The following is a 20,279-nucleotide window of genomic DNA, read 5'->3' on the forward strand; positions in this document are numbered from 1 at the left end:
GACTGTCCCTTCATCGCAGGGCTATGACTTCGGTTGGTCGACGGCGGGCACGGCCGGATCGGCCCTGGCGAGCCGGGCCTCGGACAGCAGGGCGGGGACGACCAGCAGCAGGGCCGCCACCGCCAGGAGGCTGCCGGCGAGGAACGCGGCGCGCGTGCCCCAGAGGTCGGCGAGCAGACCGTAGAGGGCGGCGCCGAGCGGCATCGTGCCCCAGGCGAAGAGCCGGTAGACGCCGATGGAGCGCCCCAACATCTGCTCGGGCACCAGGGATTGGCGTACGGAGACGGCCACGACGTTCCAGACCATGATGGCGGCGCCGGAGGCGAGGTTGGCGGCGCCGACGACCCATGGGCTGGTGGTGGCGGCGATGACGGGGCCGCAGGCGGCGACCAGCGCGAGGGCGGCGGCGAGCGCGCGGGCGCGTCCCAGCCGACGGGTGACCCGGTCCGCGACCGCGCCGCCCAGCACCCCTCCGAGCGCGGAGGCGGCGACGAACAGGCCGTAGCTGGACGCGGGGACGTGCAAGGTCTCCCGGATCAGCAGGACGAAGATCGCGATCTGCCCGAGGTAGACGGCGTTGACGAGTCCCGCCGCGAGCGTGAGCGCCCGCATCAGGCGGTCGCGGGCGACGAAGGCGATGCCTTCGGCGATCTCCTGGAGCAGCTTGCGGGGGGTGTCGGGACGGCTCGACCGGCTGGCCGGCAGAGCGCTGAGGAAGCCGGCCGACAGCAGGAACGAGACGGTGTTCACCAACAGCGGCACGAACTGGCCGATCCCGAAGAGCCAGCCGCCGAGGACGTGCCCGACCATGTCGCGGCTCAGCGTCTGGGAGGTGAACAACCGCCCGTTCGCGGAGGGCAGGCGCTCGGCCGTCACCAGTGCGGGCAGCACGGCGAACGAGGCGCAGTCGAAGAGGACCTCACCGATGCCGAGCACCGACGCGACGGCCACCAGGGACCACAGGTGCAGTGCGTCGTTCAGCAGCAGGACCACGGCGATGGCGAGCGCGCCGGCCCGCAGGAGGTCGGCGGCGACCATCAGCGCACGCCGGTCGCACCGGTCCGCCAGGGCGCCGATCGGGAGGCTGAGCAACAGCCAGGGCAGGGTGGAGGAGGCGGTGACCAGGCTGACCGCGAAAGGGGAGTCGAGCAGGGCCGCGGCCAACAGCGGCAGGGCCGAGAACCGGACGCCGTCGCCCAGCGCGGAGATGGTCGAGGCCGTGAGCAGCCTGCGGTAGGCGGTCTCGGAACCCGCGGTCCGGGTCATGCCGGCTGTCCGTCGGCTGCTCCGCCGTCGTTCGGGGCGAACACGGCGTAGCGCAGCTCGCTCGTGTACGACGCTCCGTTCACCCGCAGCCAGCGCTGCTCGGTGGACGGCAGCAGCTCGGAGATCACGACCGTTCCCTCGACCCCGCGCACCAGCCGGAAGAACTGCCGGACGATCAGAGGGGCGTCCCAGTCCACGTAGACGGGCTTGGGCTGGCCGGGCAGCTTCGCGAACACTCGGCGCGGCCACCCGTACCGGGCGCGCAGCCGGCAGGCGGTGAGGTACTCGGCCGCGTCGTCGGCCTTCACCGGACTGCCGGTGGGCGACCACCCGCGCAGCTCCGAGGCGGGGATCCGCCAGAGTTCGCGCTGCAGGACGGTACGCCGGTGGCGGATGCGCGGAACGTGCGGGAGCTCGCCGAGGTCGAGGCCGTTGCCGCCGTGCAGACGCGGGAACGCGAAGGGCGCCAGCGGGTCGTCCATGAGGGTGTAGCCGCCGGCGGGGGGTGCGAGCAGCCGGATCCTTTCCGGTCGCCCTTGGGTGCGTAGCTCCAGCCGGGGGCCGTTCAGGAGCAGGTGGAGGTCCGAGGGGTGCAGGACATCGGCGCGGTCCTTCGGCGAGCGGCCCAGGATCTCCAGGTCCGGTCCCGGGAAGGATTGCTGGCAGGCGGTCTTGTCCTGATGGCCGCGCAGCACGTCCACGAGGATCTCGTCCTCGGCCAGGAGGGTCCGGTACCGCGCTTCGATCTCCTCGGTCAGTCGGGGCGCGCGCTCGACGGCTTGGACCGAGAGGCTGCTGTGGGTCAGCAGGTCCCGGCCCGCGTGCAGTTCTCCGACGACGACCTGGAACTCTCCTGCGGCCAGGGCCTGCGGCCCGCTCGCGGCGAGCAGCACGTCCGGGTTGCAGAAGGCGGCGGGCCCCTGGGGGAGACCGGCCCTGAGTTCATCGATCCGCTCGTCGGGCACGACGATCTCGCGGGCCGCCGGGTCGGCCGTGCCGAGCAGCTGCCGGGCCACGGTGGCCCGCAGCCGGTCCACCTCCGTCGTCACGTCGGAGCAGCGCAGGGCGAGTTGCTCGCGGTCCTCGACGAACGCACGGTAGAAGTCGGCCAGCGGAACGGGGCGGTCCGGGCCGAAACGGTCGCGGAACCAGCGGGTGAGGATGTCGGTCTCCAGGCGCAGCCGCAGGCGGGGGGCCGCGAGCGCGATCTCGTAGACGAACGCCAGCTCCTCGCTGAGGACCTCGGCGAGTTCCGAGCCGATCCGCAGGTCGTCGAGCTCGCCGTGGGCCTCCTCCCACACCACGCTGCGGTCGGCGTAGTGGTGGCCTCCGAAGCGGTTCGCCGGGCCGGCCGTGAGCTCCTCGAAGCGGGCTTTCAGAGCGGCGAGCGCGGTCGGCCGTTCGGGGTACGGGGCCTGGGCGAAGGCGGCGACGGCGGCTTCCAGCTCAGCCGTCCACGCCATCGCGGGGTGGTCTCCGGCGTCGGCGGCGACGAGCTGCGCGCGCAGTGCGGCGAGCGGCCGGGGATCCCCGACGGGTACCTCCGGCCAGGCGGTGGCCAGGCCGCGGTCGGCGAGGTCGGCGAGCGCCTCGTCGAACCCGGGGCCGTCGTCGCCGTCGCCGTCGGCGGAGGCCCCGAACCTGCCGTACCACTCGGCGGACAGTTCCTCCAGCGTCCGGACGCCGTCGAGTCGGCGCAGCAGCCAGTCCTGGGCCGGACCGACGGCGACGCGTCCGATCCGGTCGAAGCGCCAGTCGACACCCGGGGCCGACTCCACGCCGCACGAGTAGAGGTCGACGCCTGTGTGAGCGCCGTCGCCCTGGTCGAGGAAGGCGAACGGCAGCCGGCGGGGCCGGACGAGCGTGCGCAGGGCGGGGTCCTCGCCGAGCTTCCTGGCCAGCCGGGCCGCCGCCCAGTGGCTGACGTAGGCGCGGCGCAGGACGGCGGATCCGTCGGTCCAGTCGAGTGTCCCCCCGCCTGCGACCCGGGCGACGTTCAGAGGTCCGAAGTGCGAGTGGGTCTCGTTCTTCGTGGTGACTCGCTGGAGGTACATCGTGAGCAGGTCGGTCATCTTCTGTGCGTGGGCGCGCCGACGACCGGTCACCGTCGGGTCGAAGGCGTCCAGCCAGGCCAGGAACTGGGGTGCGGCGGCGTCGTTCGACAGCAGCAGGACGTCCCGGAGCCGTTCGTCGGCGAAGACCTCGGCGACGGCCAGTCGCCCCTCCCACATCCGCTGCGCGTGACTCTCGGCGAACTCCCGGCAGGCCCGCCGCAGTTCCGTGACCTGGTTCTGGAAACCGGCCAACGGACCGCTCCGTGGGCCCAGTTCACGCGTGGCCGCGGCCAGGTCCGGCTCGGTCAGCGGCCGCAGCATGCCGATCGCGTTGCCGATCGCGTCGCCGACGGCCCTGCTGAGGGCCTCGTCGGCGGCCACCGGGGGCCGCTTCAGCTCCTCCTTCGCCGCGGCCGCGGCCTCCAGCAGTGCGGCGTACCGGTCGAACAGGGCGCGTGCCTCGGCGTCGGCGCCCTCGTCGACCAGACCGGAGAGCAGTTCGAGCGGGAAGCCGGCCTGGCGGACGAGCGCGGTGGGCGCCAGTGACCACCGGGGTCGGCCCGACGCGAGGGGGGAACGGGAGTACCGGGCCGGCGGGCTCGGGCTGTCCGTGGTCGCCATCAAGAGAACCTCTCGGCTCGTGGGAGGGTGGGAGCCCGTACGGGCTGGGCACCGCGGCCTGCCGAGGGCCCTGCCGACAGGCGGGCGAGGGCAGGCGCGGGCGCGCGTGGAGGGGGTGGAGGGGCGGGCCGGCGGGCGCGTCAGCCCGCGCTCGGGGAACGGCCGGGCTACGCGGGCGCGTCCGTCCGGGAGAAGACCGTGCAGCGCAGCTCGCTGGTGTGGCGGCGGCCGTCCACCTCCAGCCAGAGCCCGTCGGGCCCGGGCAGCATCTCGCTGAATTCCAGCGCCCCCTCGGCGCCCTTGACGAGCCGGACGAGCTGGCGCACCAGCAGGGGCGCCTCCCAGTCCAGGAAGACCGGCTTGGGCTCGCCGGGGATCTTCACGAAGCAGTACCGGGGCAGCCCGAGCCGCTCGCGCAGCCGTACGGCCCCCAGGTGCGCCGCCGTGTCCGCGGCCACCGCGTGGCCGCCGGGCGACCACGGGCGCAGGTCGGAGACGGGCACCCGCCAGCTCTCACGCCTCAGGATCACCCGGCCGCAGCGAATGCGGGGAACGTGCGCCAGGTCGTCGGTGCGGATGCCGATTCCACCGAAGTGGCGGGGGAAGGCGAACACCGAAAGCGGATCGTGGCGGATGCCCGGACCACCGGCGAAGGGGGACTTGAGCCGCAGCCGGCCGGACACCCCCCGGGCTCGCAGCTCGAGGTGCTCGGGCGCCACCGTCACCGACAGTTGTGCGGGCTGGACGACCTGGTCGCGCGGTTTGCCGGACCGCCCGTGCACCTCGACGTCCGGGCAGGGGTAGGTCAGTTGGGCACCGGTCTTGTCGAGGTGGGCACGCGCCAGGTCGACGATGATCTCGTCGGGATCCAGCAGTTCCTCGTACCGCTGCTGGGCCTCGGCCACGATGCCGTCGGCGCGGGCGGCCAGCAACGGGGCGAGACTGGAGTGGGTGAGCGGGTCACGCAGGGCGTGGCAGTCCCCGACCACAGCCGTGAAGTCCCCGTCGGCCAGGGCCCGGACGTCCCGGGCGGCGAGCATCACGTCGGGGCTGCACAGGGCCGGCACATCGCCCGAGTGCCGGGCGATCAGCTCCTCGAGGCGCGTTCGGTCGACCTGCACCTCGCGCCGGTCCGCGCCCTCGCCCGTGTCCGGGAGCAGGACCTTCCTGAGCTCGCGCTCCACGGCGGCGATCTCGTCGTCCACCTCGGCGCAGGCGGCTTCCAGCTCCGGACGGTCGGCGAAGAACGCCTGGTAGAAGTGGTGCAACGGGACGTCCGCACCGATACCGAAGCGGTCCTGTGCCCACCGCGTCAGGATCGCGCGCTCCCGCCGCATCCGCAGACGCGGGGCGAGCAGGACGAGCCCGTACACGGGCGTCAGCTCGCCGGTGACGAAGTCGGTGAGGCCCGGGCCGACGACCAGGTCACGCTGGGGTCCGTGCGCCTCCTCGTAGAAGAGGGACCGGTCCGCGTAGTGGGTGCCGCCGGGGCGCTCGGCGGCCCCACCGGTCAGCGCCTCGAAGTCGGACTTGAGCGAGGCGAGGAGCGCGGCCCGATCAGCCGCCGCGGCGAGCGGGAACTCCGCGAGGAAGCGGTCGAAGCGTTCCAGGGCCGCGTGGAGGTCACCGGCGTCGCCGTCCGCCTCTGCCACCAGCTCACTGAGCGTGTCGAGCGGCCTGACGGCGCCGATCGGGATCTCCGCCGCCGTCACCAGCCAACCGTCCGCCTCGGCCCGGCTCAGCGCCTCGTCCAGTTCGGCGCCCGGGCGTCCGGTGCCCGCCGCCCATTCCCGGTGGAGTTCGTCGACGGTGCGCCGGGCGTCGCAGTGGCACCACAGCCAGTCGGCCGCCTCGTCCACGGCGGAGCTGCCCACCACCACGAATCGCCAGTCGCCGGGCATGCCGGTCCGGGTGCGGAAGGCGAACAGGTCGATCCGGTCGCCGTCCCGGAAGGCCAGCGGTCGCAGGCGGGGCCGGACCCGGCCGCGCAGCCGCGGGTCGGCGCTGAAGGTCTCCGCGAGGCGCTCCGCCGCCCAGTGGCTGAAGAAGGCGACGCGCTCGATCGGGCCATCCGTCCAGGTGAGACCGTCCGCCGTGTCCCGATCGCCCGCTTCGAGCGTGAGGGAGCCCACACTCACCGGCCCGAAGTGGGAGGTGGTCTCGTTCTTCGAAGCGACCCGCTGCAGGTACATCGTGAGCAGGTCGGTCATCCGGCGGCCGGTCCGGTCGGACAGCGCGCCGTCCCGGTCCAGCCAGGACGCGAAACGCGGGTAGTGGGCCTCGTTGGAGAGCAGAAGCACCTGCCGAAGCGCGGTGTCCTCGCGGAACAGCCGGGCGACGTACCGCCGGGACCCCTCCAGCGCTGCCGCGTACCGCTGCTCTAGTGCGGAAACACTGTTCTTCAGGCCCCGCAGCGCATCCTGATATCCCGTCAGTGGCTCGGCGAACTCGGCCGGCAGCCCGGCGGCGTCCTCTTCGGCGAGGTCGCGTAACAGCCCGAGCCGGGACAACGCTCGCTGCCGGCCGTCGACGTCACCCTGGCGGATCATCTTCGCCAGTTGGTCGGCCAGTTCGGCCGCATGGTCCGTCGCGGCTCGCGCCGCCGACAGCTCGGCGCTGAGGTCGTGCGCCAACGGATCCAGTGTGTCCAGTGCGAAGCCGGCCTGCCGGAGAAGCCCATGGCTCATCGCGGTCCAGGTTTCAGCCATGACTCATCCCCCATTACGCACGGCGTGCCAACCGGACCTCTGGTCGCCGCCGGTCAGGACGTGGCACCCGTGCTTCGGGCACACTGCCACCTGTCCCGGCAGAAGAACCTCGAGCCGATAGCTCCGTGTAGTCCCCCGGATTCGTACTCGGCGGATCGTACCCGGCTTGACGGTGTCCTTCCAAGATTATTTCGCGCATGATCGCCGCCGGGGCTCGAGGCCCCGGGCGGGCGCCCTGGAGCGCGCCGATGGCCGCGAACATCTCGTCCGCTTCGTGGACGGGTTGCGTGGCGGCGTCGGTGAGCTCCAGCAGCGAACGCGGCAGTCGCCGACGCGGGTTCGCCCTGCTCGCCGTTCCGCTGACGCTGTTCCGGGCCGCGCCCGACCGTGCGACGGTGCTCGCCCGGCCGCGGACCGTGAGTCTGCGGCCCCCGGCCGAGGACAGCCGTCGGCTGCCCCGCCTGCCGCCAGGCCCGAACGCCGCCGGCGCCGCCTCGAGGAGTCCCTGCCCGCCCTACGGGACGATGCCCGCGCCGGACCCGCCGGTCGCTGCCGGGGGTGCGGTGACATCAACTGCCGCGCATCGTTCGGCCCTTCCGTGGACGGGGCGGACAGCTCGGCGAGGAGCGCGGGATCGGGCCCGTCGTGGCGGGCCGGGCCCTCGTCGATCCCGTCGTGGAAGTCGCACACCAACCGCCCGGCGTGCTCCAGCGTGCGCGCCGACTCGGGTGCGGTGACGTCGAGTTCTCCGGGACGGGCGAGCAGGGGCGGGAACGTGGGCGGGGTCGGGGCCGGCGTGCGGTGTCGGGGGACGGTGCGGTCGTTCGTCCGGGTTCCTGCGGAGGTGCTGCTGCCTGCTCGTGGCCGACGGCTGCTCGCGGGGACGGGGCGGGCGCGGGTGGGTGTTCGGATACCCGGGTCACGGGCGTACGTCGTGGGCGTACGGGGACGACCGGCGGTTCAGCAGGGGGTGGGCGCGTCGAGCGGGGAGGGGACGGAGTGGGACTGCGGTTCGGCCGCCCGGAGGCCGACCTGGTCGCACAGGGCGCCGATACGCGCGGCCGCGGCGGGGGCGACCGGGCCGGTCAGGGCCGCGGCGAGGTCGTCGCAGAGGGCCAGGACGGCGGCCTCGGCCTCGCAGCCCCACAGGGGTCCGAACCGGGCCGGTGGCAGCGCGTGGTGGAAACATGCTTGTACCTCCCTGGAAGTGGTCCGGTGCGCGTTCGACCGGACAGCCGGCGAAGGGGGCACGCCTTTGCGACGGCCTTCACGGATGTGGCCCCCGTCCTGCCCTGAGGATCACCAACGACCTTGTCGATCACGGGTCACGGCCTCGACCCGACGCGCGTCCGAAGGGTCGTGTGGTCTTCCCGCCCTCTTGCCGGGCGCTCGCGAGCTCCTGGGCCCGCGGGCGCCCGGCAAGACGGCGACGGTGCCGGCGGGACAGCAGGACCACCGGTAGGCGAGGACTACGGGATCGCGGCCGGCGACGACGGCGACGTCGACCGGGGCCCGGCCGAGGACGCGGGCCGGAAGGCGTAGGCCGCCGAGGTGCCCAGCCCGCGGGGCTTCGCGAGGGCTCCGAAGGCCGTTCGGCCGAAGCGGCCGGTCAGCTCGTGCCACCGGTAGGAACCGGCCAGTGCCTCCTGCAGGGCTCCGACGAATTCCACCGCGTCGGGGGGTACGGTCCCGGGGGCCCCCGCGAGGGTGTGCACCCTGGCGGTCAGCAGGGCGTTGACGATGTCTTCGGCGCCGCGCCGGTCGGTTCCGAGGACCTTGCGGGTCACCTCCACACCGTTGTTGCCGACCGTGCCCTCGGCGGCCTCCCGGTCGTAGGACACGATGTCGTTGTGCAGGCTGACGCCGTCCACGAACGCGTCCAGGGCGGTGCGGAACTCGCGGCGGCCGTGGACGTGCCGCGGGAGCTCGCCGACCGCGTGTTCCATCAGCACGGCGGTGAACTGCAGGCCGCCGAAGTCGCGGCGGGCCCCGAGGTACTCGATCAGGTCGGTCACGGCGTGGTCGACGTGGTCGAGTTCCCACAGCACTCCGTCCAGGAAGCGCCGCACGCTGCCGACGAACCGGTCGCGCCAGAGCAGGGTCATGGTCGCGGCCGTGCCGGACCACAGGTCGGCGAAGGCCCGCTCCACCGGATTGTCCGGGACGAGCGGCCGTGGGAGGCCGTCCAGCGGCAGGAACCGCATCAGCCGTTCCGCCCGGGCCTCGGCCGACGCCCGGTCGTGGTCGCGCCGGACGAGCGGCAGGAACAGATCGTCGACGAACCACAAGGCGACGTGCCAGTCCGTGACGAGCTCCAACTCGTGGGCGCCGGCGTCCGGGTGGGTCAGGGCGACGAACAGCGGGAAGTCCGCCCGGCCGAACGCGTCCTCGCTCCACCGCTCCGGCCACTCCAGGTACTCCTCGTCGAACATGCCCATCCGCCCGGCCCACTCCCTGGCGTGTGCGCGGGCCTGATCGACGTGCGGGTTGAGCCGGGACCGGAACGGCATGTGGAACCGCGGCCGTGCAAGGAACCCCATGGTCGGCAGTCTCCCGTCCCGGCACCCGCTCCGGGCCCCGATCATGCCGGAGCCACCCCTACGGGTCGGGTTGCGCGCCGCGCCGTGACCGCCGTGGACGTCCGGCTGTCGAGGTCGTTCCGGCGCCTTCCCCGAAACGGACGGCTCGTCCGGAATGACGTCCGGGCCGACTGTAGGCGCTTCGCCCGTACCGGCGGCACTCGTCCGGCATTCGGCCCAGCGGGCCCGCCCTCCAGGGGCGACGCCTGTCCGTCCCGGCCACGGCACCGGCCCGAACTGGATATGCGCAGGGTATGAGAATCACCTGCCGCGCCGTCCTCGGCGTCCCGTTGATGGCCGCTGCCGCCCTGGTCCTGCCCGTCGGCCCGGCCGCCGCGGCCACCGGAAACCTCTACCTCAACAACGCGGAGGTCTACACGGACCCCTCCGGCTGCTACCCCCTGGAGGACTCCAGCATCGTCGACAACAACACCGACACGGCCGTGACCCTCTACTCGGGGCCGGACTGCGACGGAGAGGAGCTCGGCCGCATCAGCGCCGGTGACGACGAGAGCGCCACCGGCGCCCGGAGCCTCTACGTCCCCTGACTCCCCCGTGGCCGCCCGCCGGCCGGGGGCCGGGCCGGCGGGCGGGGGGTCACGGGTTCAGCTGCTGCAGGGTGAAGGCCGTCGCCCGGTAGGAGTACTGGGCCACGATGGAGTTGGCGTTGGCGGCCTCCGCGACCGCGAGCCAGTTGCCGGAGTGCTGCAGCTTGAGGACGAAGGCGCCGGAGGCCGGGTCCACGGTCTTCCAGAACTTCTGATTGGGGCCGATGTCGCCCGAGCAGTCGAACACGCTGATCCAGGAGGCGTCCACGCTCCCGCCGTCGTAGCTGCCGATGCAGTCGCCGTTCTGCCGGTTGCGCAGCACGTAGCTGCTGGTGTCCTCGGGGGCGCCCGGCCACCGGCACAGGCCCCACTGCTGGTTGCGCTGGCCGTTCCAGGGGTACTGGATGAGCGCTCCGTCGAAGAAGGTGCCGCCCTGGCTCATGTCGAGGACCTGCCCGGCCGGGGTGTTGATCCGGTAGTACCCCGAGCAGCTCCAGCCGTTCCAGTCGGACCAGCCGAACTTCGGCGGGGTGTCGGCGGACGCGGGAGCGGCGAGCAGCGTGCCGCCGACCAGCGCGGCCAGGATGCCGGCGCCGAGCGTGCGCAGGGCGCCCGTCGTCCGGCGCCGCAGCGGGTTCGTCATGGGTTCCTCCGTCGTGGTGTGGGGTGGGCGGGTCAGCAGGAGAGCCGGATCTGGGCGGTGCGGCGCAGGGTGCCGGCCGGTTCGGTCTGGGCGCAGTTGACGCTGCCGATCTCCGGCAGCTCGTAGGTGGTGAAGCTCCCCCCGCCGCCGTCCGGGAAGGCGTTGATCCACACGCCGGTGGTCGGGCCGGTCTGGGCGCAGACGAACTTGGCGTACTCGCCCTGGACCCGGCGGGTGCCGCGGTAGAGGCCGTAGTAGCCGGGCTGGTTGAGGTTCCAGGTGGTCGAGACGGTGGTGCTGGTGGTGGTCGAGGTGGTCTTCTGGACGGAGAAGCCGACCTTGGCCTCGATCTTGACGAAGAGCACGTTCGCCGAGGCGCTGATCTCGGTGCTGCGGTTGACGACGGTGGTGACCGAGTCCACCCGGCTCAGGGTCTCGGTGCGCTGGCCGGTGGTTCCCGGGGCGACGTAGACGGCGAGGAAGTCGGTGACGACGGGGTCGACCTGGAGGGACGTCACGTCCAGCCAGGTCTGGTCCACGGCGGGGTTGCAGTTCGTCGTCGGCGGGCGGGTGCCGGCGTGGGCGGTGCCGGCCCCGATGCCCCCGATCTCCAGCAGGGTCATGATGATCGTGGCGGCGGCCGCGGCCGTCGCCGTCCGTCGGCGAGGCCGGTGGACGAGGGTCATCTGTTCTCCTCCGTGCTCTGGTGGATGGGCCGCACCCCTGCGGCCGGAACCGTGCCGGTGCTGGTGCGGGCGGGGAACGGTGGGGCGGTGGGGCGGTCCGTCGTGGGGGATGCCGTCCGGCCCGGTGACGATCCTGCGCAAGGCCGTCATGAATTCCTCACGACCCCATCACGCCGCGGGAGGGCGCCCCGGAGCGCGGCGCCGCGTCCAGGGCGCCATGGACACGCCGCCGCGCCCGGGCGAGGATGGCCCTGCCGCACCCGTCACGGGGGCTCGGGGCGCAGGACGACGCACGGCACCGTTCGATCGCCGGAGGCCATGGGGTGGAGTTCAGGATCCTGGGAGCACTGGAGGTGCGGGCCCGGGACTGCGGCCCGCTCGCCGTCGGCGGCCGGCTCCAACAGGCGCTCCTGGCCGTGCTGGTGGCCCACGTCGGCCGGACGGTGTCCGTGCCCCGGATCGTCGACGCGGTGTGGGACGAGTGCCCGCCCGCCACCGCCGACCGCCAGGTCCGGAACATGGTCGGGCTGCTGCGCCGCGCGCTCTCGCCCGGCCCGCGGCGGCCCTCACCGATCCGCACCGACGGGCCGGGCTACCTCCTCGCCGCGGACGGGGTCCGCGTCGACGCGCGGGAGTTCACCGCCCGGGTCGACGCCGCCGCCCGTGCGGGCGCCGACGGCGCGCCCCTGCTGCGCGAGGCCCTGGACCTGTGGCGCGGCCCCGCCCTGGACGGCCTGCCGGGCCGCGCCCTCGCCACCATCGCCGCGGGCCTGGAGGAGCAGCGGATGGCCGCCCTGGAGCGGCTCTTCGAGCTGGAACTGGCGGCCGGCCGGCACGAGCGGATCGTCCCTGAGCTCATCGGCCTGGTCGGGGCCACTCCCCTGCGCGACGGCCTGGTGCGGCACCTGCTGACGGCCCTGCTCCGCAGCGGGCGCCGGGCGGAGGGCCTGGCCGCGTACCGGCGGTACGCGGCCGACCTCGCGCGGGAGCTGGGCCTCGACCCTTCGCCCGAACTCCGCTGCCTCCAGCAGGAGTTGCTGGGCTCCGGCGCGCCGAACCCGGCCCCGCCCCGCGAGCCCGCCGCATCGAGGCGGCCGGCCGCCGCGGTGCAGCGGACCCTGCCGCGTCCCGCCCAACTCCCCTGGGAGTCACCCGCCTTCGTCGGCCGCGAGGCGCAGCTTCGCGCCCTCGGACGCCACCTGGTCGGCCCCGGGGGGCCGGGCGGCCGGGCCCCGGCCCCCGGGGCCATCGCGCTCGTCACCGGTGCCCCCGGGGCCGGCAAGTCGGCCCTGGCACTGCGCTGGGCCCACCGGACCCGGGACCGCTTCCCCGACGGCCAGCTCTTCACCGACCTGCACGGCTGGTCGTCCACCGGCCCGCAGCACCCCCACGCCGTCCTGGGCTCCTTCCTGCGCGCCCTGGGCGTGCCGGCCGAGGACGTCCCCGCCCGGCTCGACGAGACGGCGGCGCTCTACCGGTCCACGCTGGCTGGCCGGCGGGTCCTGATCGTCCTGGACAACGCCCTGGACGCCGCGCAGGTCCGTCCGCTGCTGCCCGGCGCCGGGGGCTGCGCGGTCCTCGTGACCAGCCGTGAGCGGCTCACCGGCCTCGTCGTACGGGAGGGCGCCCAGCGGATCGAGCTGGCGGAGTTCAGCCCGGACGAGGGCCGCGCCCTGGTGCGCCGGGTGCTCGGGGCCGAACGCGTCGAGGCCCGGGAGCAGGCCGTCGCCCGGCTGCTCGACGCCTGCGGCCACCTCCCGCTGGCCGTCGCGCTCGCCGCCGCCCGGCTGCGCGACCGCCCGCACCACGACCTCACGGACTTCGCCGCCGAACTCGCCGGCAACCGGCTCGACGTCCTCAGCGCGGACGGCGACGACCGGTCCGCCTGCCTGCGCACGGCCTTCTCCTTCTCCTACCGCGCGCTCGACGGGCCCGCCCGGCGCCTGCTGGGGCTGCTCGCGGCGAGCCCCGCCGTCGACCTGTCGGCGCCGGTCGCCGAGGTGCTCGGCGGCCTGGAGCGCGGGAGCGGCGCGCGGATCCTGCGCCGGCTGGCCGACGTCCACCTCCTCACCGAGCACTCCGCCGACACCTACCGCTTCCACGACCTGCTGCGCCTGTTCGCCGCCGAGCAGGGCACGCGGCAGGAGAGCCGACGCTCCCGCCGCCTCTGCCTGGAGCGCTGGTACGCGTGGTGCCTCCACCACGCCTGTGCCGCCACCCGGACGCTGGTGCCGGGGCGGCCCCACGTGGCGCTGCCACCGCCGCCCCGGGGCCTGGGCACCGTCACCTTCGCCGACCCCGCCCAGGCGCTGCGGTGGTGCGACGAGCAGCGGGCCAACCTCCTGGCCACCGCCGCCCACGCCTTCGAGCACGGGGACGACGACGTCGCCTGGAAGCTCCCCTCGCTGCTGTGGCCCTACCTGCACCGGACCGGGCCGCACGCGGAACGACTGGCCGTGAGCCGGACCGCGGTGGCCGCCGCCCGCCGGCTCGACGACCCGCTCGCCCTGGGCCTCAGCCTGAACGACCAGGGGCACGCCTGGGGCTCCGCGGGCGACCTGCCGCAGGCCCGCCGGCACTACGAGCAGGCCCTGGAACTCGTCCGCGCGGCCGGCGACCGGGCCGTCGAGGCACTGGTGCTGGCCAGCCTGGGGGTCTCGCACTTCAACTGCGCGGACTACGCCGGGGCGGCCGACCACTTCGAACGCGCCCTGCGCCTGCTGGCCGCGGACGGTCCGGGCGCCGCCCGGTGGACGGTCCTGCTGTGCGAGACCAACCTCGCCAGCAGCCTCCTGATGCTCGGCCGGTCCGAGGAGGCGCAGGCCCTGGCCGAGCGGCTGCTCGCACCGGAGATCCGCCGGCTCGGCGGCGTCCCGGAGTGCAGCCTCCTGAACGTCGTCGGCATGGCCCGCTATGCCGCCGGCCGCCCCGAGGAGGCGCTGGTCCACCTGGAGCGCTCGCTGGCCGTCGGCCGGACCATCACCGGGTACGTCGACCAGCGCGCCAACTCCCTGACCGCCCTGGCCGCCGCCCAGCAGGCGCTCGGCCGCGGCGCCGACGCCCTGCGCTCCTGGGAGGAGGCCCTCGCCATCTACCGCGAACTGCCCGCCCACTACCGCGACGCGGCGGTCGGCCTGCTGACCTCCCTCGGCTTCACCCCGCCGACACCGCCGTCCCCGGGGCACGAGCACGCCGCTCGCCGCCCGGCCCCGGACTCGGCAGCCGGCCCGGGCGGCGCGAACGGCGACGGCACCACCGACCCCGCGCGGCCGTGACCGGCGTCGGGACTGTCGGGAGGCCTTGCCGGGAGATGTCGGTGCCGCGTGCCGCCGGTGGAAGCGACCGGCGTCAGGACGCGGCCGCGCGCGCCGCCTCGAGTTCGGCCACCAGCCGTTTGACCCGCTTGTTGGTCCGGCCCGAGCTGTGGCCCGCCAGCATGTACAGCGGGTCCGTCCCGCCGGAGGCCAGCACCAGCTCCGGGACGTCGGACGTGTAGACCCTGCCCTCCAGGACGGCCACCCGTACCTCCCGGATGTCCGCCCACGCGTAGGAGCGCGCTCCGAGCAGCCCGGAGTACTTCACCCCGGCCGGCCCGTAGGAGACGCCGAACACCGGCGCGCGGAACGTCAGCACCGCACCCGGGATGCCGAGGATCAGGACCGGGACCAGGGGTCCCAGCCCGCGCGCGGCCCCCGTCGTCACCAGGCCCGTCGCCATCACCACGGCGATCAGCAGGCACGCCCCGCCCAGCAGGAAGTAGGTGAGCGACCAGGCCGTACGCCTCGTCCGCTTCCGCATGCCCGCGCCCCTTTCCGCTGTCCGCGGCGCGCGGCGCCGTCCGGGGTTCGGGGGTGCCGCCACCGCCCGTACGCAAGCATACGAACGTGTGGCCGCGCCGCCGGGGGCAGGGCATCAGCGCGCTTCCTGACCCCTCGTCGTCCTGCTCCGGCCCTCCCCCGGCACCGGCGGGCGCCCGGGCGCGGCGGACTCGACCGGCCCGGCGGCCCGGCGCTGCCGGAGCGGCGGCGTCAGGCCCGCCCGCCGGGGACGGGGGCGAGGCGGCCGAGCATCGCGATCACGGTGATCCGCGTCCTGCTGTCGTTCGTCGCCGCGCAGTGGGCGTCGACGCCCCGCTCGTCCGGTGCCTCGTTCGGCTCGGCCAGGCCCAGCCGGATCAGGTCGACGGTGTACTCGTGGCACCGGGAGTAGTCCGCGGCGGCGCTCACCGCTTCGGCGTGGTCGATGCGGCCGGGATCCGCGGCGCGCAGCAGCGCCGGGGTGGGCGGCGGGCCCAGCGTCTCCCCGATCCACCCCGAGACGGCCTCCCGGGGGCAGCCGCGCTCCAGCTTCGAGGTGGTCGCGGCGGAGAGCGCCAGGTGGATGAGGAGCGTCCCGAACCAGGCGGTGACCTCGGCCGGGGGCGTGTCCGTGCCCGCCGGCGGCATCACGGCCTGGTACAGCGCGGCCGGGTCGTCGGCGTGCGCGGCGGCGACGACCGCCTTCATCGCGCTGTCGAGGGCGGCCCTGTCGATGGTCATGTCAGCGGTTCTCCCCATGGTCGGCGGCCGTCAACGTAGCGCTCCGGCGCGGTGCGTGGCCGGTGAAGGGGCGGATTTTCCCCGGTACGCGTGAGGAGGGGGTCGACCGGATTGACGGCTGTCGGCTGCCGGCGGTCACGCGATTCCCCGTGGGCCGCGGTTTTGTGGCGGCGTGGTTCCCGACCCTGGTGGTCACGAGTCCCCCGGGGGACGGTGACCGGCGCCAGGCGCACGCGGTGGCGGCACCCGTGGCTGTGGGCCGCCTTCGTCCTGCCCGTCGTGCCGTTGGCGGCGCGGCCCTCGGGCCCGGGTCGGGACGCCCTTCGGCGTACGGGCCGTCAGGCGACCGCCGACGGGTGCGCGATGGCGGAGGCCGGGACGCGGTGGGCGCCGGTCAGCGCGCCCGGCCGGCTGCCGCCTGGGCCCGGAGGGCGTCGACGGCGAGGCGGGCGGCGGTGCCGATGGCGGCGTCGGCGGCGGGCAGGGTGATGGTGGCGGCGGCGGCGCGGGTGAAGACGGCGAGGGCGTAGCGGCCGCCGTCGGGGTATTCGACGACGCCGACCTCGTGGCGCAGCGTGGGGAGGGTGCCGGTCTTGCCGTGGACGCGGACGTCGTCGTAGGGGAAGCCGGAGGCCAGGCGGTGGGGCCAGACCTGGAGGCCGAGGAGGCGTCGCAGGGCGGTGCCGTGGTCGCCGGGGCAGGCGTCGCCGTGCCAGAGGGCGGCGAGCAGGGTGGTCATGTCGCGGGGGGTGCTGTGGTTGGTGAAGGCGGGGTCGAGGACTCTGAGGCGGGCGACGACGGCGGGGTCGACCGGGGAGTCGGGGCCGGTGTCCTCGGCGAGGGCGGCGATGAGGTCGCGGAGCTTGTGGACGGCGACGGTGCGGGTGAGGCCGAGGTCGGCCATGGTGCGGTTGACGGTGTCGAGGCCGATCCGGTCCCACAGGGTGTCGGCGGCGGTGTTGTCGCTGACGGCGGCGGTGAGGTAGGCGAGGTCGCGCAGGGAGAGGCGGGCGTCGTCGAGCATGGCGCCGAGGCCGGTGGACCCGGGGGTGCGGCCGGCGGCGGGGACGTCGACCTGCCGGGTGAGGTCGACGCGTCCGGCGGCGGCCTCGCGGTAGAGCGTCACGAGCAGGCAGAGCTTGTGGACGCTGGCGGTGGAGACGGCGGTGTCGGCGCCGAGGCCGATCTCGGCGCCGGTGTCGAGGTCGCGTGCGTGGAGTCGGCCGGTGACGCCGGCGTCGGCGAAGGCCGCGGCGATGCGGGTGCGTGCGGCGCGGCCGTGCGGGGTCCGGTCGGCGGCCGTGGTGCGGTCGGCTGTCGGGTGGTCGGCCTTGGTGCGGTCGGCGGCCGGGCGGTCAGGAGCCGGGCGGTCGGCTGTGGTGCGGTCGCTGGTCACAGCGGGAACTCCATTGCGGGCCGGGGGTAGAGCGGGGGGCGGTGGGGCGACTGGGGCAGCAGGCCGCCGGGTCCGGTCAGCGCCTCGTGGGCGGCCTGGGCGAACAGCCGGACGGCGGGCCCGCCCCGCCCGGTCGGCCAGGCCGTGGAGGTCCGCCAGGCCAGCGGGGTGCCGGTGAGCGGACGCCAGACTGTACCCGGTGGGGGTGTGGTGCGCGGCACCAGGGCGATGGCGCTGCCGGTGAGCACGAGCGCGCCCGCGACGTCCGGTCCCGGCGGGTCGACGACGGCTTCAGGGGTGCAGCCGTGCCTGGTCAGCGTGGTGAGGACCTCGTCGTACAGGGCCGGGGCGGTGGCGCGCGGGAAGAGGACCAGGCGCAGGCCGGTCAGGTCGGCCACCGCGAGCTCGGGGCGGTCGGCGTGCGGGCCGCCGGCGGCGAGCAGGGCGCCGAGCGGCTGGTGCAGGACGGGGCCGAAGGCCAGTCCGTCGGCCGGGCAGGGGTGGCGGACGACGGCGACGTCGACGGTGTGCTGGGCGAGTTCGCGCACCACGGCCGCGACGGGCAGTTCCCGCAGTTCGAGCCGGGTGCCCGGGGAGGCGGTCTCGAAGCCGGTGAGCAGCGCGGCGAGGGTGGCCGGCCCGAGTTCGGGCGGGACGGCCGCGCGCAGGGTGCCGGCCCGTCCGCTGCGCAGGTCGGCGGCGGTGGCGAGGAGGCGGGCGGCGCTGTCCAGGGTCTCCTCGGCCTCGGCGAGCAGCAGCCGGCCCGCCGGGGTGAGGTCGACGCCGCGCGGGCCGCGGTCGAACAGGGTCACGCCGAGTTCGCGTTCGAGGCGCTGGATCCGCTGGGAGAGCGAGGGCTGGGCGATCCGCAGGCGCTCGGCGGCGCGGCCGAAGTGCCGTTCCTCGGCGACGGCGCGGAAGTGGCGGAGGTGCCCCAGCAGGTCCATGGCCAGCAATCATAGGCGTTTTCTTATCGCTCACTTCACGATTGCGGTCTTGGACTGGGAGGTCCGCGGCCTGTTTAGCTGAGCGTGATCGCGCGGATCGCGGCGGTGTGGACCACCACCGCGGGGCGCGACCGTGATGACACGAACCACCTGGGGAGACCACTGATGACGCCCGACCTCCGCCGTACCGGCACCCGCACCCGTACCCGCATCGCGCTGCCCGCGGTGGCCCTGCTCGTGGCCGCGCTGGTCGGCGGGTGCGGCCCGTCGGGTAGCACCTCGACGGCGGAGGCCTCCGGCGCGACTGCGACTGCGGCGACGGCGGGCGCGGGGGCGGCCTCCGCCGCCGCGGCGGACGCGGCCTTCGCGGAACTCGAGCAGCGGTTCGGCGCCCGGCTCGGCGTGTACGCGGTGGACACCGGCAGCGGCCGGGAGGTCGTCCACCGGACCGACGAGCGGTTCGCGTTCGCGTCCACGATCAAGTCGCTCGCCGCCGGGGCCCTGCTGCGCAAGGCCTCCGACGCGGACCTGGACAAGGTCGTCCCCTACCGCCAGGAGGACGTGCTGGCGTGGGCACCGATCACCTCGCAGCACGTGGCGACCGGCATGAAGCTGCGCGACCTGGCCGCCGCCTCCATCCAGTACAGCGACAACACCGCGGCCAACCTCGTCTTCGCCGAACTCGGCGGCCCGGCGGCCGTCCAGCAGTCCCTGCGCGACCTCGGCGACTCGACCACCAGCGTCGACCGCACCGAACCCACCCTCAACGAGGCGACCCCGGGCGACACCCGCGACACCAGCACGCCGCGCGTCCTCGCCGCCGACCTGCGCCGCTACGTGCTCGGCGACGTCCTCCCGGAAGGCCGGCGCGGGCTGCTGACGGACTGGCTGGTCGGCAACACGACCGGCGGCCCGTACATCCGCGCGGGGGTGCCCGCCGACTGGCGGATCGGCGACAAGACCGGCAACGCGGGCTACGGCACCCGCAACGACGTCGCCGTGGCGTGGCCGTCGGGCGGGCGCGCCCCGATCGTGATCGTCGTCCTGACCGACCGCGGCAAGGCGGACGCCACCTCCGACGACGCCCTGATCGCCCAGGCGACGAAGACGGTCGTCAGCGCCCTCGGCTGACGTCCGTATCCGCATCCGTCCCGAAGGAGCATCCCCTCCCGAAGGATCGCCCCTTCCCGACCGACCAGGAGCCCCGACCGCGATGATCCGACCCACCCGCCGGGCCGCCACGGACGCCGACTTCACCCGGCGCCGTCTCGCCCAGCTCGCCGTCCTCGGCCTCGCCGCCGGGGCCGCGCCGGCCGCCCTTCCGGGCACGGCCTCGGCCGCCGTCCCCTCCTCGGCGACGGCACCGCCCGCCGGTCGCGCGCACTACGACCGCGCCCGCCGCCTCGCCATCGACGACCCCGTGCTGCGGGCCCTGGTGACGGCGCTGACGCCCGGCTCCGTCCTTCCCCCGCTGCCCGCGCCCGCGCCCGTCAAGCTGTTCGACAACCTGGTGCTGCTGAGCGCGGGCTGGGTCTCGGCGATGGCGGTGCTGACGGACGACGGCATCGTGCTGATCGACGCGCTCACCTCACCCGCCGATGCCGAGGGCGTCGTCGTCCCCGGGCTGCGGGCGGTCGGCGCCGACCCGGCGGCGATCCGGCACATCGTCGTGACCCACGGCCACCCGGACCACTTCGGCGGCGCCCAGACCCTCGCCGACCGCTACGGCGCCCGCGTGCACATGTCCCCGGCCGACTGGGACCTCCTCGCCCGCACCCGCCCCGCCGACGCCCCCGTCCGCGACCTCGACATCGCGGACGGCGCACAGCTCACCCTGGGCGGCACGACGATCGAGCTGCACCACACCCCGGGCCACACCCCCGGCACCGTGTCCCCGGTCATCCCGGTCCGGGCGGGCGGCCGGTACCACAGCGCGATGCTGTGGGGCGGCCTCAACCCGCCCTCGACGGTGGCGGAACTGCGCACCCTCCTCGCCTCCGTCCACTCCTTCCGGGCCGTCATGCGCCGGACGAACGTGGAGGTCGAGCTCTCCAACCACCCGAACGACCACGGCCTCGAACGAGCCGAACAGCTGCGGCGCCAACCGCCCGGCGCCGCGAACCCCTTCCTCCTCGGCGGCCCCCGCACGCAGCGGTACATGGCGGTCATGGACGCGATGGTGCGCGGCCGCATCGCCGACGCGGAGGCCGCGGAGGAGGCGGGGGCGGAGGCGGGAACCGGGGCGCGTGGAGCCCGGACCGTGGCGGCGCCGCACGCCTGACGCGGGATTCGG

At 74.8% G+C, this 20,279-nt stretch carries 14 protein-coding genes; 4 read left to right on the forward strand and 10 right to left on the reverse strand.

The genetic code is table 11. The features are described from left to right. Positions 1–21: 21 nt before the first annotated feature. The 4 genes from ACFU7Z_RS02470 to ACFU7Z_RS02485 all read right to left on the reverse strand — a co-directional run bounded on the left by ACFU7Z_RS02470 (position 22) and on the right by ACFU7Z_RS02485 (position 9,189). Positions 22–1,359 (reverse strand): MFS transporter, encoded by a 1,338-nt coding sequence (locus ACFU7Z_RS02470; protein WP_380775495.1) that lies wholly within the window; start codon positions 1,357–1,359, stop codon positions 22–24. Next, the gene (locus ACFU7Z_RS02475; protein WP_049649246.1) at positions 1,263–3,941 is read right to left on the reverse strand and encodes a lantibiotic dehydratase; all 2,679 of its coding nucleotides are present in this window, start codon (positions 3,939–3,941) and stop codon (positions 1,263–1,265) included. The genes ACFU7Z_RS02470 and ACFU7Z_RS02475 overlap by 97 nt, the downstream gene beginning before the upstream one ends. A 167-nt stretch (positions 3,942–4,108) precedes the next feature. After that, the gene (locus tag ACFU7Z_RS02480) at positions 4,109–6,649 is read right to left on the reverse strand and encodes a lantibiotic dehydratase (RefSeq protein WP_380775452.1); all 2,541 of its coding nucleotides are present in this window, start codon (positions 6,647–6,649) and stop codon (positions 4,109–4,111) included. A 1,469-nt stretch (positions 6,650–8,118) separates the two neighbouring features. Further along, complete coding sequence (locus ACFU7Z_RS02485) at positions 8,119–9,189, reverse strand: terpene synthase (RefSeq protein ID WP_380775454.1); 1,071 nt, start codon at positions 9,187–9,189, stop codon at positions 8,119–8,121. Between the two features lie 293 nt (positions 9,190–9,482). On the opposite strand from ACFU7Z_RS02485, the gene ACFU7Z_RS02490 reads away from it, so the two are divergent. Next, on the forward strand, positions 9,483–9,776 hold the full coding sequence (locus tag ACFU7Z_RS02490; protein ID WP_380775456.1) for a hypothetical protein: 294 nt from the start codon (positions 9,483–9,485) through the stop codon (positions 9,774–9,776). A gap of 49 nt (positions 9,777–9,825) precedes the next feature. Here ACFU7Z_RS02490 and ACFU7Z_RS02495 read toward each other — a convergent pair whose 3' ends face one another. Both ACFU7Z_RS02495 and ACFU7Z_RS02500 read right to left on the reverse strand, forming a co-directional pair. Beyond that, positions 9,826–10,419 carry an RICIN domain-containing protein gene (locus tag ACFU7Z_RS02495; protein WP_380775458.1) on the reverse strand — a complete coding sequence of 198 codons (594 nt, stop codon included), beginning with the start codon at positions 10,417–10,419 and terminating at the stop codon, positions 9,826–9,828. Between the two features lie 32 nt (positions 10,420–10,451). Beyond that, positions 10,452–11,105 carry a hypothetical protein gene (locus tag ACFU7Z_RS02500; RefSeq protein ID WP_380775460.1) on the reverse strand — a complete coding sequence of 218 codons (654 nt, stop codon included), beginning with the start codon at positions 11,103–11,105 and terminating at the stop codon, positions 10,452–10,454. A 323-nt stretch (positions 11,106–11,428) separates the two neighbouring features. Between ACFU7Z_RS02500 and ACFU7Z_RS02505 the strand changes: the two genes are divergently transcribed. Then, positions 11,429–14,380, forward strand: coding sequence for a BTAD domain-containing putative transcriptional regulator (locus ACFU7Z_RS02505; protein ID WP_380775461.1), 2,952 nt, complete (start codon positions 11,429–11,431; stop codon positions 14,378–14,380). Positions 14,381–14,453: 73 nt separating this feature from the next. Here the strand turns inward: ACFU7Z_RS02505 and ACFU7Z_RS02510 are convergent, their stop codons facing one another. The 4 genes from ACFU7Z_RS02510 to ACFU7Z_RS02525 form a co-directional block, all read right to left on the reverse strand. Further along, on the reverse strand, positions 14,454–14,903 hold the full coding sequence (locus ACFU7Z_RS02510; protein WP_380775463.1) for a hypothetical protein: 450 nt from the start codon (positions 14,901–14,903) through the stop codon (positions 14,454–14,456). A 230-nt stretch (positions 14,904–15,133) separates the two neighbouring features. After that, entirely contained in the window at positions 15,134–15,643 is a 510-nt protein-coding gene (locus ACFU7Z_RS02515; protein ID WP_049649255.1) for a hypothetical protein, read from the reverse strand. Positions 15,644–16,037: 394 nt separating this feature from the next. Then, on the reverse strand, positions 16,038–16,901 hold the full coding sequence (locus ACFU7Z_RS02520) for a serine hydrolase (RefSeq protein ID WP_380775497.1): 864 nt from the start codon (positions 16,899–16,901) through the stop codon (positions 16,038–16,040). 134 nt (positions 16,902–17,035) lie between these two features. Beyond that, positions 17,036–17,986: a LysR family transcriptional regulator gene (locus tag ACFU7Z_RS02525; protein WP_380775465.1), complete on the reverse strand. Its 951-nt coding sequence runs from the start codon at positions 17,984–17,986 to the stop codon at positions 17,036–17,038. Positions 17,987–18,151: 165 nt separating this feature from the next. Between ACFU7Z_RS02525 and bla the strand changes: the two genes are divergently transcribed. Beyond that, complete coding sequence (bla, locus tag ACFU7Z_RS02530; RefSeq protein WP_380775467.1) at positions 18,152–19,117, forward strand: class A beta-lactamase; 966 nt, start codon at positions 18,152–18,154, stop codon at positions 19,115–19,117. Between the two features lie 82 nt (positions 19,118–19,199). Next, entirely contained in the window at positions 19,200–20,267 is a 1,068-nt protein-coding gene (locus ACFU7Z_RS02535; RefSeq protein WP_380775469.1) for an MBL fold metallo-hydrolase, read from the forward strand. Positions 20,268–20,279 lie beyond the last annotated feature (12 nt).

It is taken from the genome of Kitasatospora sp. NPDC057518, assembly GCF_042802075.1.
In the GTDB taxonomy this organism is placed as follows: domain Bacteria; phylum Actinomycetota; class Actinomycetes; order Streptomycetales; family Streptomycetaceae; genus Kitasatospora.